At 43.2% G+C, this 15,650-nt stretch carries 13 protein-coding genes; 1 reads left to right on the forward strand and 12 read right to left on the reverse strand.

The annotated features are described in order from the left end of the window. Positions 1-58: 58 nt before the first annotated feature. From EL081_RS06070 to EL081_RS06125, 11 genes are all read right to left on the reverse strand, one after another. Positions 59-1,384, reverse strand: coding sequence for an LCP family protein (locus tag EL081_RS06070; protein WP_126404381.1), 1,326 nt, complete (start codon positions 1,382-1,384; stop codon positions 59-61). Beyond that, positions 1,381-2,235, reverse strand: a complete 855-nt coding sequence (gene pheA, locus EL081_RS06075) for a prephenate dehydratase (RefSeq protein ID WP_126404383.1) — start codon at positions 2,233-2,235, stop codon at positions 1,381-1,383. The genes EL081_RS06070 and pheA overlap by 4 nt, the downstream gene beginning before the upstream one ends. Beyond that, on the reverse strand, positions 2,226-2,711 hold the full coding sequence (locus EL081_RS06080) for a shikimate kinase (protein ID WP_126404385.1): 486 nt from the start codon (positions 2,709-2,711) through the stop codon (positions 2,226-2,228). The genes pheA and EL081_RS06080 overlap by 10 nt, the downstream gene beginning before the upstream one ends. After that, a complete protein-coding gene (gene aroA, locus EL081_RS06085) occupies positions 2,704-3,987 on the reverse strand; it encodes a 3-phosphoshikimate 1-carboxyvinyltransferase (RefSeq protein WP_126404387.1) in 1,284 nt (427 codons plus the stop codon). The genes EL081_RS06080 and aroA overlap by 8 nt, the downstream gene beginning before the upstream one ends. Before the next feature lie 275 nt (positions 3,988-4,262). Continuing rightward, on the reverse strand, positions 4,263-4,601 hold the full coding sequence (locus EL081_RS06095; protein ID WP_126404388.1) for a YlbF/YmcA family competence regulator: 339 nt from the start codon (positions 4,599-4,601) through the stop codon (positions 4,263-4,265). A gap of 100 nt (positions 4,602-4,701) precedes the next feature. Then, positions 4,702-5,808, reverse strand: a complete 1,107-nt coding sequence (locus EL081_RS06100; RefSeq protein WP_126404390.1) for a prephenate dehydrogenase — start codon at positions 5,806-5,808, stop codon at positions 4,702-4,704. A 12-nt stretch (positions 5,809-5,820) separates the two neighbouring features. Beyond that, positions 5,821-6,987, reverse strand: coding sequence for a chorismate synthase (aroC, locus tag EL081_RS06105; protein WP_126404392.1), 1,167 nt, complete (start codon positions 6,985-6,987; stop codon positions 5,821-5,823). 21 nt (positions 6,988-7,008) lie between these two features. After that, positions 7,009-8,073: a 3-dehydroquinate synthase gene (aroB, locus tag EL081_RS06110; protein WP_126404394.1), complete on the reverse strand. Its 1,065-nt coding sequence runs from the start codon at positions 8,071-8,073 to the stop codon at positions 7,009-7,011. A gap of 101 nt (positions 8,074-8,174) precedes the next feature. Next, a complete protein-coding gene (gene aroE, locus EL081_RS06115; protein ID WP_126404396.1) occupies positions 8,175-9,050 on the reverse strand; it encodes a shikimate dehydrogenase in 876 nt (291 codons plus the stop codon). After that, a complete protein-coding gene (gene aroD / locus EL081_RS06120) occupies positions 9,040-9,717 on the reverse strand; it encodes a type I 3-dehydroquinate dehydratase (protein ID WP_126404398.1) in 678 nt (225 codons plus the stop codon). The genes aroE and aroD overlap by 11 nt, the downstream gene beginning before the upstream one ends. Beyond that, a complete protein-coding gene (locus EL081_RS06125) occupies positions 9,714-10,877 on the reverse strand; it encodes a class I SAM-dependent rRNA methyltransferase (RefSeq protein WP_126404400.1) in 1,164 nt (387 codons plus the stop codon). The genes aroD and EL081_RS06125 overlap by 4 nt, the downstream gene beginning before the upstream one ends. Before the next feature lie 243 nt (positions 10,878-11,120). Between EL081_RS06125 and EL081_RS06130 the strand changes: the two genes are divergently transcribed. Then, positions 11,121-13,310 carry an LTA synthase family protein gene (locus EL081_RS06130; RefSeq protein WP_126404402.1) on the forward strand — a complete coding sequence of 730 codons (2,190 nt, stop codon included), beginning with the start codon at positions 11,121-11,123 and terminating at the stop codon, positions 13,308-13,310. A gap of 29 nt (positions 13,311-13,339) precedes the next feature. Here the strand turns inward: EL081_RS06130 and pulA are convergent, their stop codons facing one another. Beyond that, entirely contained in the window at positions 13,340-15,637 is a 2,298-nt protein-coding gene (gene pulA, locus EL081_RS06135) for a type I pullulanase (RefSeq protein ID WP_126404404.1), read from the reverse strand. Between the last annotated feature and the right edge of the window lie 13 nt (positions 15,638-15,650).

The following is a 15,650-nucleotide window of genomic DNA, read 5'->3' on the forward strand; positions in this document are numbered from 1 at the left end:
TCTATCTTTCTACAAATTAAAAGGGATGGAGTTTTCAGACTCCTATCCCTTAATTATATCATCTTAGGCCCATTTGAGACAATTTCTTTTTATAAGCATCGAAATCGACCAGCAATCCTTGTCCGCCATACATATCATAGGCATCGACCCAATCACCATTTTCTGGAATGGTAATGCGTTCAATCCCCTTGCTGGCACTTCCGACTAAGCCAATCCCGTTTGTCAACAGGAAGGAGAAGGGTACATTGGTTGAGGTCATAGCGAAGACCTTTCCTAGTGCTTCAGATCCAGTAAAGAGCTTGGTTGGATCCTTGATTTGGTGAACAATGGCAGACATAACTTCTTGTTGGCGTCTTGTACGGCCAAAGTCGCCCTCATCATCCTTACGGAAACGAGCATAGTTGAGGAGGGTACGGCCATCCATCCGTTGTTTTCCGACCTTGATGGTTTGCTGAGGAACGACACCGTCTTTCATGTTCAAATCGTCTGGCACTTCCACTTCACTGACCTTTTCGCCATCAATAGTGGAAAACTGCGCATTCATCTCCACTCCATTGGGGAAGAGGGTATCGATGGCTGTCGCAAAGGTTTGGAAATCAACCATGGCATAGTATTGGATATCAATGTCAAAATTATCCTTGAGCATCTGACGGACCAATTCCGCCCCTTGGTTGTTATTCTGCTCTCCAATGGTAAAGGCAGTATTCAGCTTCTGGTCATAGTAATCTTGATATTCTGGATCCGTTTGTTGGCTCACCCCATCGATATGAACCAGAGTATCCCGCATGAAGCTGACCAATTTTACCTTGCCGTCCTTGTTGTTGACATTGACGACCATGATAGAGTCCGTTCGCGTCTCAGATGAGCTTTCCCCTATTCGACCATCTGTTCCCAAGATCAGGATATTGACCCCGTCTTTGGTCTTCTGACCGTTGAAATACTCTTTAACAGCTGGTTGGGCGTTGGTCCCACCAGGTTTGCTATTCAAGCCTTTAATAAACATAAAGACCATTCCACTAAGGACCAACAAGAGGAAAATGGCAATCCACTTTAAAATACGTTTGAAGCGGATTTTTTTCCCCTTCTTACGTTTGGGAAGAGCTACTACTTCCTCTCGTTTCTTTTTATTGGTTTGGGTTTTATCCTTTCGGCTCCGTGATGGATAGACTGGTAATTCATCAGACTCGTTTTCGCTTCTACTTGAGGAAACCACAGACTCTTCTGCACTTGCTGAAACGGAGTCATCTTGGGATCGTCCCTCTGATTTATTCTTTAGATACTTGTATTCCAACTGCTCTTTCTCATTCAGATAATGATAGTTGGAATAAAGATAATCCAATCTCTTTTGTTCATGATAGGATAGGTTTTCTGATTCTCTACTCATACGTTCTCCATTTCATTGTTGTTTAGCACATAGACCGAATAATAGCCCAAGGTTTTGATAGATGCTCCTAAGGATTCCAGTTCTTGATAGGCAGAAGCAAACAGTGATTCGTCAGCATCCACCACATCGATAATAAAAAAATATTCCCCTAGGACCGTCTTTAAAGGACGACTCTCAATTTTTGTTAAATTTAATTCTCTGGAAGCAAATGTAGCTAAGGCCTGGCATAAAGAACCTGCAATATTACTTGGTAAGGTAATGGCCAGACTATTCTTACAGGAAACTTTCTTTAAGGAATGACTACCTTTAAAAGGTCGCTGACCAAGAATCCAAAAGCGGGTATAATTTTGATCCATCTCTTGAATATTACTGGCCACCACTTCCAGACCATATTCATCCTTGGCCTCCAAAGGCGCAATGGCTGCAATAGGTAGTTCTGGATGTTGAGAGACATATCGAGCTGCATAGGAAGTCGAAGTTGTCATCTCCAGTCTGGCTTGAGGGAAATGCTCCTGAACATAGGCTTTCCCTTGAGCTAATGCTTGAGGATGCGAATAGATCACTTCAATGGATTGATCCTGCTTAATTGCCAAGAGTTGTTGCTTAATGGGATAGACCACTTCTGCAATAGCCTGGAAATGAGCCTGGTGAAAGAGGTAGTCAATCGTCTCATGGACACTGCCCTCGATGGAGTTCTCAACAGGGATGACCGCATACTCTACTTGAGCGGATTCATAGGCTTTCATCACTTCTGTAATGGAGTCATAAGGGCGTAATTCACCATCTTCAAAACTTTCCAGAGCTACATGATGGGTAAAGGATCCCTTAGGACCGAGATAAGCTACAAACATCGGATCATCTCCACAATTTTTTCAGGTGTCTTATCAGCAACATCAATCACATGTGTGGCTACTTCTTCATATAGGGGCAGGCGTTGCTCATACAAGGCACGAAACTCTTCTGGGTCTTTATTAAGAAAGAGGGGGCGCTTAGTTGCAGGATCCGCAGCCAGTCGTTGATAAAGCCGATCAAAATCAATCCGCAAATAAATATTACAAGGATTCTTTTTGAGGAGCTCGCGATTTTCTGGCTTCAGGACAATGCCTCCACCAGTTGCAATGACAGAGCTCTGTTCATCGAGTAACTCTTGCAATAAAAGTGACTCTTGCAAGCGAAAACTCTCCTCACCATAGCGGGTAAAATAGTCAACAATCGGCATTTCTAAGCGTCGAACTAAGAGCGCATCCATATCAGCAAAAGCTGGATCCAACAAACGACCAATAGTCGTTTTCCCTGCTCCCATAAAGCCAAGTAGTATTTTAGGCATGAGACACCTTTTCTAAGTCTGCAAAGAAGGAAGGGTAACTGGTATTAATTGCTTCAGCACGCGCAAGCTCCACTTCACCATCTCTTACAAGCAAGGCTGCGATAGCTCCCATCATGCCGATCCGGTGGTCGCCAAAGGTTTGTAGACTAGCACCATGCAAGGGCGTTTTCCCTTCAATGATCATACCATCCTCTGTTGGAGTGATGGAAGCTCCCATGGCATTTAGACTATCCGCCACGACTTGAATGCGATCCGTTTCTTTAACTTTTAGTTCTTCAGCATCTTTGATAATGGTTTTCCCAAAAGCTTGGGTTGCCAAAAGAGCAATGATTGGAAGCTCATCAATCAAGCGAGGAATCAGATCACCCGAAATTTCAGTTCCATGGAGGTCTGAAGTCTCTACCAAAAGGGTCGCAGCCTTAGCAAGTGGATCAACATCCAAGATTTGAAGCTTGCCACCCATTTTTTCAATAACCTCTAGTATGCCTGTACGTGTCTCGTTAATCCCAACATTTTCAAGTCGAATCTTACTATTTGGGATAATCAAACCAGCTACTAACCAAAAGGCTGCACTGGAAATATCACCTGGTACCGTCACCTCACAAGCTTGAAAGCGTTGAGGCCCACGTAAACGAATTTTTTTGCCTTCCACGCGAATCTGGCCACCGAACAGCTGAATCATATCTTCAGTATGATTCCGTGTCAGCTCCTTCTCTAGAATAACTGACTCTCCTTCTGCCTGCATAGCTGCAAAAAGTAGAGCTGACTTAACCTGAGCAGAAGCTACCGGTAATGAATAATGGATTGGTTGTAACTCTTTTGATCCATGCAGATGAAGGGGCAACATGTCTCGATCTGTTTGGCCTTGGACAGTAACTCCCATCTCTCGAAGGGGGATCGCTACTCGATCCATTGGTCGTTTGGACAAGCTATCATCTCCTACCATGGTAACTGGGAAGGGACTTCCTGCTAAGACACCCGCTATCAATCGAGTAGAGGTGCCTGAATTTCCCATATCCAGATCATTCTTAGGCTGTTGAAAGGCTTCGAAGCCTTTCCCCTCAATGGTGATCACTTGACCATCATCTTGGATAGAGACGCCTAGGTCCCTAAATACTTGAATAGTGGATAAGACATCTTCACCACGTAAGATATCATAGACCTTAGTGGTTCCATGGGCAAGGCTACCAAAGATAATCGACCGATGACTGATTGATTTATCCCCTGGAACACGAATAATTCCATTCAAACCCTTACAATTCGTTTGTAATTTCATGGCTTACCCCTTCAAGCTTTTCTAAAAATTTTACCATAAAAAACAGCCATTTTCAATGTTCACTTGGAAGGACCCGCAAGATGGGAGAGAAAAAGAGGCTGGGACAAAAGTCCTAGCCTCTCATTTGTCTTTGGATTGTCGAGCAAGACGCAGTGGTTGAGTGGGCTCTACTACGCTGATTTCATAAGCTTATACAGACCTACTCAACTGTGCGGAGGTGGGACGACGAAATCGAATTCTAACGAATTAACGATTTCTGTCCCACTCTCTCTCCCTTATTTAAATAAATCTTGAACTGGATCAAAAATAATCCGTTCAATATCTCCTAGATAAACTGATAGTTGCTGTTGTTTGGTGAAAAATTCATTCACAATTGGGTTCCCTTGTAATTTCTCAGCAAAGTCTTGCATTTTCTTTTGTTGGTCTTCAGTTGGCAATTGTCCAGACTGGATAACTCCATGAATTTCTTGTTGGAAAACGAGATAGTCTCCGAATAACGCTTTTGCATCTGCATCGGCATCAATGGCTTCCTTACTAGCAAGAACAGCTTTGTATTCTGGTAGGTCACGAATTCCTCGAGACAACTCATTGGCTACATCATAAATATTTGACATGTGATTTCTCCTTAACGATTTGGTTTCATTCTATTATACAAAGATTATCTAATATCTTGTATTAGAAACTGATATTTTAATTAAAAATCCTACTTGGGACCTATTTAATTACCACACTATAATCTGTTTGTTCGGTGATCAGGGCTTCAGCCCGCGCTTGATCGGCAGCTGTCTTAAAGGAAATCTGGAGAATCCCATAGACATCTTCCCGGTTTTCCTCGTTGATATGTATATTGACCAAGGAGGTGCCGCGAAGCAACTCCAAGATCCGAAGGATGACATCTTCTTCGTCTGGGACATCCACAAAAATATCGAAAGTGCTTTCCACCCCGCCTCGTTTGTGGATCTGCATGTGCTGGCGTTGCTCTCGACTCTGATCAAAGAAGGACCAGATCGTATCTTCTTGCCCTTGGCGAATCATGTCGGCAACTTGGTCAAGGCGATGCTGAAAATCGGCAATCCGATCAAGAACAGCAGATGGATTGGACAGTAAGATAGAGGTCCACATGCTGGGCTCACTCTCCGCAATCCGCGTCATATCACGAAATCCTCCTGCAGCAAAGCGACCTGCTAGGCTGTGCTCCTCTGTATAAGCAGCTGCTTGACCCATAAGGGTTGCAGCCAATACATGAGGAAAGTGGCTGATTTGAGAAGTGACCCGATCGTGTTCAATAGGATCCACCTCGATGAAACGGGCTCCAAGCCCTGAGAGCAAATCCTTCATTTCCAAAATAGCACTGGGATCCGTCGCCACTGTTGGAGTAAAAATATAATAAGCATTTTCAAAGAGGGTGGAATCTGCAGAGGCAGCCCCTGTCTTGTGACTCCCCGCCATGGGATGCCCACCGACAAAACGGACTGGGAGATGGTTAAAAGCTTCTTGACCAGCTTTTACAATCGCCCCCTTGGTCGAACCCACATCCGTTACAATAACCCCTTCTTTCAGTGGTATGTTTGCCAATTGCTGAAAGGTTTGAATCGTTTGCTTCACAGGTAAGGAGACAATGATGACATCTGCTTGAGAAGCAAATTCTTCAAGATCTGCCGTCACCTTATCAACGATCCCCTTCTTCAAAGCAATATCCCGTGAGGCTTGACTGCGATTATACCCTAATAGGGTTACATGAGGATGGGCTTTCCGTATCCCCATAGCTAACGAAGCTCCAATTAGTCCTAGACCGACGATATAAACAACCTTTTCTTCCATCTATTTCTCCACTTAGAAAGCCTTGGTATAGGCCCGATGACGCTCGACAGCTTCTTTCAATTCCTCTAGATTATCAGAAGAGAACTTTTCCAATACTTCTGTGGCTAAGACCGTTGCCACCACAGCCTCCATGACAACTCCTGCAGCCGGAAGTGCTGTTGGGTCACTCCTCTCCACTGTTGCCTTATATGGCTCATGTGTTTCAATATCGACACTCATGAGGGGCTTATAAAGGGTCGGGATTGGTTTCATAACCCCACGAACAATAATTGGCTCTCCATTGGTCATGCCCCCTTCAAATCCGCCCAGATGATTGGTTCGACGAGTATAGCCATCTTGCTCAGACCAGAGGATTTCGTCCATGACCTGGCTCCCCTTGAGACGACCTGCTTCAAAGCCTAAACCAAACTCAACTCCTTTAAAGGCATTGATGGAGACAACCCCTTGAGCAATCTTAGAATCCAATTTCTTGTCCCATTGGACAAAAGATCCTAGACCGACAGGCACACCACCTACAATGGTTTCAACAATCCCTCCGATGGTTTCTCCTTCTTTCTTCACGCTATCGATATAGGCCTTGATTTCTTCTTCTCGCTCTCGATTGACGATGGATACCTCGGATTGAGCGACCGCTTCTTTGATTTGCGAAACCGTCAGATTTTCTGGAACCTCTACTTCGATGCCACCGAAATTGACGATGTGGCTAGCTACTTGAATCCCAATTTCTTCTAATAACCGTTTGGCTACTGCACCAACTGCTACCCGCATAGTTGTCTCCCGAGCCGATGACCGTTCCAAGGAGTTACGCAAGTCATCGAAGCGGTACTTGATCCCACCGACCAAATCAGCGTGACCTGGTCGAGGCTTAGTAATTTTCCGAAGCCCCTTTTTCTTTTCCTCCACATCACTGACCGACATAATCTCCAGCCATTTTTGATGGTCTAGGTTGGTGACATGCAAGGTGATGGGCCCTCCCATGGTCAAGCCATGGCGAACTCCGGAGGTGATCTCGACCTGATCGCTTTCAATCTTCATCCGTGCTCCACGACCGTAGCCTCCCTGGCGACGTCTTAACTCAGCATTGATAAAATCAGCCGTCAAAGGCAGTCCTGCAGGCACTCCTTCAATAATGGCTGTTAGTCGTGGTCCGTGTGATTCTCCTGCTGTTAAATAACGCATGGTATCTCCTTTGTCGGTTTTCTAGTTTAAGAAGTCTCTCATTTCTTCCAATGGGACTGGATGAATCTGACAAGTCCCAATTTCTGGTACCAAAACGAGGTTCAACTGATTGCCCCTCGCCTTCTTGTCCAAGGTCAAGGCCTGATAAAGTTCTTGTTTATCCCAAGTGTGGAATTCTACTGGTAAGCCAAATTTTTGGCACATTTGGCGGATAGCCTGCGTTAATCCAGCATGGACCAATCCCTTGGCTTCTGCCACTTTTGTGACTTGTACCATCCCTATCGCAACGGCTTCTCCATGCATGACCTGGCCGTAACCGGCTGTAGCTTCAATGGCATGCCCAAGGGTATGACCAAAATTCAGATAAAGACGAATGCCCTGGTCTAGCTCATCTTCGACGACCATCTTGCGCTTGACTTGACAGGAATGGGCAATCAGGGATTCTGCATGCTCATAGATAGACTCGACAGAGCCATCCATTTCATCCAATTCTTCCCACAATTCTGGATCCTCAATAAGTCCATACTTGATGACTTCCCCCATGCCCTCGATCAACTCACGCCGGCCCAGGCTCCGCAGCACCTCAGGGTCAATCAAGACCCCATCAGGTTGAGCAAAGGTTCCCACCATATTTTTTGCATAGAGCGTATTGACTCCAGTCTTTCCTCCGATTGAGGAGTCGACCTGAGCTGTCAAACTAGTTGGAACTTGGACAAAATGAATCCCGCGCATGTAAGTGGATGCCACAAAACCAGCTAAATCTCCGACAACGCCACCACCCAGAGCAAGGATTCCATCAGAACGTGTCATGCCATTCTTTGCTAAGAATTCATAGACTTTCTGAACAGTCGTCAGATTTTTACTGGATTCTCCTTCTAGGAACTCATAGCTAACCACTGTAAATCCTTCACTTTCAAGGTTTTTCACAACCTGACTAGCATAAAGGGATCCCACATGGTTGTCTGTTATGACTGCTACTTTTTGAGGTTTCCATAAATGACTAAGCCAGCTTCCAACCTTTTGTATTGCTCCATTCTCAATGACAATCTCATAACCATTCTTTGGTAGATCAACATTTACCTTCATAAGGATCTCCTTTCAAATCCATGTGAAAAATATTACAATTTCACCATTGTATAAAAATAGAAAACAGAGCATACTTGATTAAGTTTTTCTGTTTTCTTCCATCATTTTTCTAATACATAATCCGGGTATTCCAATTTCAAGGCTTGCCAGACTTCCTTCTCTGGGAATGTTTTATCCGTCATCAGTTCAAAGGCTAGGCCAGCTTGATGAAACAGCATTCCCAGGCCATTTACCGTTTGCACCTCTTGTTCTTCAGCTAATTGAAGAAAAGGTGTCTTGGCTGGAAAATAAGCTAGGTCGGCTACTAAACATCCTTTAGGAAAGTTAAAGTCCTTAGGAACAGGAAGAGAAACCCCGTCCATTCCTAGTCCTGTAGCATTGATCAATAAATTCGTCCCCTCTATCGTTGCATTCAACTGATCTCGACTGGATAAGTCATGCAGGACAATTGAAACAACAAGAGCTTCGGATAGTGGAGAAAAGATAGCTTGATACTTGGTTAAACTTTCTGGACGAACAAACAAATGTATCTCTCCAACTCCTTGCCGAATAGCTTCTACGACAATGGCAGTTGCTGCCCCACCCGCTCCTAAAAGAACCATTTTTTTCTTGTCAATAGAAAAATTCTTAGGGAGACTCTTCAGAAAACCAAGTCCGTCTGTGTTGAATCCTGTTAAACGACCATCTTTCTGAACAATTGTATTGACCGAACCAATAAGTTGTGCGCTTCCATCTACCTGATCTAAAAATGGTAAGACCTTTTTCTTATAGGGCATGGAAATATTGGCGCCCAACATATCCAGTACTCGTAACTGTTGAAGACTTGGTTCAACTTCATCTTCTTCCACTTCCCAAGCAAGGTAGACTGCATTGGTCGCGGTTAGTTGGTAAGCTTGATTGTGAATAAAGGGTGAGATACTATGACGAATGGGCTTGGCAATGACAGCCGCCATTCGCGTATAGCCATCAATCTTCATCTAAGATCTCCCGAATCTTGTGCATACTGGACAAACTGATTTGACCTGGTGCACTTTCCTCCCCTACACTGGCATAGGACCAAACCGAACCAGTTAAATCGGCAGCAATGCGAGAGATTCGGCCGATTTTCCCCATAGAAATGGTGACGAACTCTTGTTCTGGATTTAGCGTTTTAAAGCCACGTGTATAGTTCATCAAATCGAGAACATCCTGCTCGGTTTGAGCCATCACAGATACCTTTACCAATTTTGGTGTAAAGCTAGTTAATTCTGACATAATCTCCATCATGTTTTCAGGTGTTTCCTGGAAATTATGGTAGCTTAAGCAAAGATTGGAATAATCCATCATCTGATTAAATTCGGCCTGATGACCAAAGTACTCAAAGTCGACATAGTCCGGATGATAAATGTTATTGATATCATGGATAAGGGCTACGTACTCTTCACCAGAAAGGTCAATTTCACCTCCCTGCTCCCGTGTCCGCAGCGTAAATAAAATCTCACGACCAGCAAATTTTTCAAAAATGGCAGGCGCTACTTGTAAGATATCATGTTTGCCCAAATAATCCGCACGCCATTCAATGACATCTGCATCCTGATAACGACTGGCATCAATGGCCTGTGCTTCTTCAAAATTTCTTGGCATTACAGAAACGACTAATTTCATTGATCCACCTTAATTGTAAAAACTTTCAAGTAATTACTACTTTCTTCCTTTTCATTGTATCGAAAATCAGCTGGAAGTCCTACCTCACTGATATAGCGATGTTTTTGGCCTTTGAAGCCCTTTTCAATTTCTTTTTTAAATTTATCTCGACTGACATTAGCAGCGTTGGTACTTGCAATCAAAATCCCTTTTGGATTTAAAATCTCTAGGGACTGCTCAATCAGTTTGTGATAATCCTTCGCAACAGAGAAGGTACGCTTCTTATTGCGAGCAAAACTCGGCGGATCTAAAACGATCACATCATAAGTCAAGGCATGACGCTTGGCATACTTATAATAATCAAAAACGTCCATGACAATAAAGCGATGCTGGTCCAATTCTAGACCATTTGCCACAAAATGAGCTTGGGATAGTTCCCGACTACGCTTGGCAAGATCAACAGAAGTTGTTTCTACAGCCCCTCCCATGGCAGCTGCTACCGAAAAAGCCGCTGTGTAGGAAAACATATTGAGTAAGGATTTACCTGCAGCTAAGCCATCTACTAAGCTAGCACGCACATCATGTTGGTCCAAGAAAATCCCTGTCATCAAGCCATCATTCAGAAAGACTTGGTAACGAACTCCATTTTCCAATACACCGAAGGTCTCTGGAGCTTCTTGACCAAATAGATGAGCCGACTCATAACCTGGATCCTTAAAGCGGATTTTTTCATATCCTCCCAAGACTTCGGGAAAAACCTCTTGAAAAGCTGCAACTATCAACTCTCGGATTTGATAGACAAAGGCATTGTAAATGGAAAAGACGGCATAATCTTCATAGAGATCAATCGTTAAACCACCAAATCCGTCGCCTTCTTGATTAAAAATTCTAAAAGCAGTATCCAATTCCGACTGATAATAAGACTGACGTTTTGACTTAGCCTCAGTAAATAAATGACTAAAATAGGCCCGATCCAATGTGATTTTTTTCGTAGAAATAACCCAACCAAGCCCCTTGTTTTGCTCGGAAAGGTAGGCTGTTCCCAGAAAATGCCCCGAAGCTGTGACCAGCTCGACGACCTCGTTATCAAAGGGGAGTTGCCCGAAATCAATCTTCTCTAAAATCTTATAACCTTTATGGATTTTTTTCTCGACTTGTCGGTTAATTGTCAGCTTTCTCATGCCTTATATTATATCAAATTTTTGGAAATTTCACAAAGTCTCCTACCTAAAAATGGGACTTATACGGAAGATTTGTAACTCCTATTTGACATTCCTCCTACTTTTGTTGACTAATTGTTTCATCATCTCAGACTTTAGAGTTTTGTCCCGAATTAAACACTTGCTTTATTTTCAAAACGTTTTAAATTATGGTATACTGTTGTAAGAAAATTTTTAGGAAATAAGGCAAGGAAGTATATTTTTGTGAAAAAAATTACCAAAACGATACTCGATGCTATGAGTACCAGACTAGGATTTGTCTTTACCCTACTGTTGCTTTATTGGTTTAAAACCATGTGGGCCTATACAGTAGACTTTAATCTAGATATTCAAGGCTTTTATCAGGTTTTTCTCGCAGTGATCAACCCGATCCCACTTAGCCTCTTATTCATCGGTCTCGCTTTTTATATTAAGAGAACCAAACTCTTTTATTTGCTATCTTTTAGCATCTATGTCATTTTATTTATCTGGTTGATATCCAACTCGATTTATTATCGTGAGTTTACAGACTTCGTAACAGTCAATACCATGCTGGCCTCTAGTAAGGTTTCTGCTGGTCTTGGAGCTGCAGCCTTAGAATTGTTCCGACCTTGGGACATCATCTATGTTTTAGACTTCCCGATTCTAGCTTTCCTCTTTTTAAAGAAATTGGTCAAACTAGATCCCCGTCCTTTTAACAAGCGGGCAAGTTTTGCAGTCACCTCTCTCTCTGCTATGCTCTTCTCTGCCAACCTTTTCTTGGCGGAGATTGACCGTCCGGAATTATTAACGCGTGGATTCTCCAATTACTATGTGGTTCGTGCGCTTGGCTTGCCAGCCTTCCTAGGTTACAGTGCCAACCAGACCTACATGGCCAATAAAGAACGCTCAAAGGCTTCTGAAGTAGATTTGAAGCCGGTCGAAGAGTATGTTGCTAGCCATTATGCTCAACCAAATCCAGAAACCTTTGGTCTTGCTAAAGGTCGTAATGTTATCTATATTCACTTGGAAAGCTTCCAACAATTCTTGATCGACTATAAATTGAAGGTTGACGACAAAGAATACGAAGTGACCCCTTTTATCAACTCGCTCTATCATTCAAATGAAACCTTTGCATTTGCCAATGTCTTTAACCAGGTAAAAGCTGGAAAAACATCCGATGCAGAGACGATGATTGAAACAGGCTTGTTCGGTTTGAACCAAGGTTCCTTTATGGTGAACTACGGTGGTACCAATACTCAGCAAGCAGCGCCTTTCATTCTTTCTAAGAATGGCTACCAATCCAGTGCTGTCTTCCACGGGAATGCCGGGAGCTTCTGGAATCGTAATACAGCCTATAAACAATGGGGCTACCATTACTTCTTTGATGCCTCCTACTTTACCAAGCAAGATGATACCAACTCCTTCCAATATGGTCTCAACGACAAGATCATGTTAAAGGATTCTATCAAGTACTTGGAACACATGCAACAACCGTTTTATACCAAATTCATTACGGTTTCCAATCATTATCCTTATACGACTAGTCTGATTGGTGATGAAATTGGATTCCCTCTAGCTGAAACACAGGATGAAACAATTAATGGTTATTTCGCAACAGCTAATTATCTAGATTCATCCATTAAGGCCTTCTTCGATTATCTCAAAGCTTCTGGCTTATATGAGAACTCCATTATCGTTTTGTACGGTGACCACTATGGTATTTCAAACTCTCGGAATCCAGCTCTAGCTCCTTTACTGGATAAGAACTCGGAGACTTGGTCAAGTTATGACAATGCCATGTTGCAACGCGTACCTTATATGGTAGTGATTCCAGGTATGGACAAGGGGAAAGTTATTGAGACCTATGGTGGAGAGATTGATATGCTTCCAACATTGGAACACTTGTTAGGAATTGATTCGAAGAACTTCCTTCAAGTCGGACAAGACTTATTATCTCCAGATCATAGTCAAATCGTTGCTTTCCGTTCATCTAACTACTTTGTGACCCCTGAGTATACAAGTTACAGTGGCCGGACTTATTATACGAAGACTGGTGAAGAAATCACCAATCCTGATGAAACAACGAAAGAACAACTCGATAAGATCCGTGAGGCAGCGAATCTACAACTCAAGATTAGTGATAGTATTCAGACTGGAGACCTTTTACGGTTCTATACAGGAAATGATCTTGGAAAAGTCAACCCAGATGACTACTCCTACAATAACTCGATGAAAGCATTGAAGAAAATAGAAAAAGAAAAAGGAGATGCATCAACCAGTCTCTATAGCCAAAAAGGCAATCAGTCAACGGTTGATCTCTTTAAGGCACCTAGCTACAAGGAACTCCATCCTGAACAGTTCAGTTCTTCTTCATCATCGAGTGAGGATTCTAGCTCAAGCAGTTCATCTTCATCTTCATCAGAAAAAAAATAAGATTGGGATTTCCCAATCTTATTTTTTGTTTATTTCTTCCATTCAAAGACGGAAGCTGTTAAATTCTCAACATAGAATGGCCGTTTATTTCGACTATTTCCAACAAGAAGCTCCAGATGATCTGCGTTCTGGAGATAGAATGGAAGTCCACTAGTGTTAAAGATAACATAATAGTGTTTATCCCAGTTTAAATCAAACACAACGACACCACTGCCCATATCTGCTGTATGCACAAAGACATGTTGGTAGATTTCCTCATAAGATTCAAGCGACAAGGCAGGCAAGGTCTTCTTCAAATGAATCAATTGGCGAACATAGTCAATCGTATCCTTATTAACAGACACTAAATCCCAATCGACTTGGTTGACGGCATCTGGCGCATTATAGGAATTCATGGCCCGTTCTCGGTCTTGAGGAGTCACTTCCCCATCTTCACCCGTTGCAACCAACTTTGTTCGTAGAAACTCTTGTCCGACCTGCATAAAGGCCATCCCTTGGAAGAGGAGATTCATGGCTGTTGCCACTTCTACCTGCTTCTTAATTTTTTCCTGAGAGTCATTTGGATGGACATAAGAAAGTAAATCATAGAGGTTGTAGTTATCATGGGCCTCCACATAGTTGAGGACCTGACTAGGAGTTAGGAAGGTTCCCAACTCTGCACTTCCCAGAACTGACCTCGCAATGATGTCTTCTGTAGACTTCCGACTGACATAGCCTCGTTTGACAGAGCCAAAGACCTCAGCGCCCTTGATGGCATCTCGAGAGGTATCATTAAAGAAGCCAACTTCAGCCATTTGATAAGCATTGTCCTTCTTGGCCTTATCCTTTGGAGCCAAACCTGTCCCCATATCCCAACCTTCTCCATAGAGGAGGATCCGTGGATCAATCGCATCCATGGCTTCACGGATTTCATTCATCGTATCCACATCGTGAATCCCCATCAAGTCAAAGCGAAAACCGTCAATCTTATATTCCGTTACCCAATGTGTCAAGGAATCAATCATGAACTTGCGATACATCTCATGCTCACTGGCTGTCTCATTTCCAACACCGGTACCATTTTGGAAAGATCCATCTGGATTCATCCGGTAATAATAATCAGGAACAGTTTTTTGAAAGGCACCATCTTCTGTCGAATAGATATGATTATAAACCACATCCATAACCACTGAGATCCCTGCTTCATGGTAGGCATGAACCATTTCTTTTAATTCGCGCATGGTGGTCTTAGGATCGTGAGGTTTGGTCGAATAACAAGTCTCAGGTGCTGAATGATTCTGTACATCGTAGCCCCAGTTGTAGAGGACATTACCCTCGTCATCATAAGTCTTATAGCGGTCGGTAACTGGTTGCAGTTGCACCACATTAACCCCTAATTCCTTGATGTAATCAAAAGCAGTAGCATCGCCCTGGGCGTTCTTAGTCCCAGTCTGGTGAGCCCCTCTGTAGGTTCCTCGATAGGCTTCATCCACACCGGAAGTTGGAGAAATGGTCAAATCCCGGACATGCATTTCATAAATAACCGCCTGACAGGGATTATCCAGCCGCCAGTCAGCTTTCTCATAAGCTTCTGTTTGAAAGGCAGGGAAGATACAATCATGATGGGATAGAATGGCTGATTTTTTACCATTTTCACTGGTAGCAATCGTATAAGGATCACGCGCAATCTCCGTATGGTAATCAAAATAAACCTTGTACTGATAGGCAAGTCCACTGAGGTTCCCCATGACATCCGCATACCAGACACCACAATTATTTCGAACATGGTCGCTAGATTCACGCTGGCCACGAACCATTGGGACAATCTTCCAAACCTTGCTGTCATTAGCGACAGAATCATAGATGAGGAGGTCTACTTTATTGGCAGTAGGTGCCCAGATTTTAAAGCGGTAATCATCATCCTGCTGGCGATAGCCCAACCATCCTTGGTACCCCCATTTGGCATCAAATTCCTGGTAATGAGTCGCCATATCAAAAGCATGTGGCTTCCGACGGCTGTATTCATGACTCGTCATGGCAGCCTGTAAGGAATAATAAACAGTATCATCCCCATGAATTAACCAGACTTCCCGCACTTTCCCTTTTGGCAAAAGCTCAATATGGTATTCATCCGACTGACTAAGCCAGTTTCCTTCCTTGATGATGACATGGCCAATGTGTTGAGGTGTCTCACAGTTATAAACTAGGAGCCCCTCAACTCCAAAATAATCGAGCTTGGAGAAAGAGACTTCCTCTCCCCATACTCCTTCATGCCACTTCCACATATCACGGGCAAAATAGTCACCTACGGGATGATGGTAGTGGATTTTTACTTGATACTGATGCATCGTATTGTATTTC

Origin of the sequence: Streptococcus viridans, from assembly GCF_900636365.1 — a bacterium.
Lineage (GTDB): Bacteria > Bacillota > Bacilli > Lactobacillales > Streptococcaceae > Streptococcus > Streptococcus viridans_A.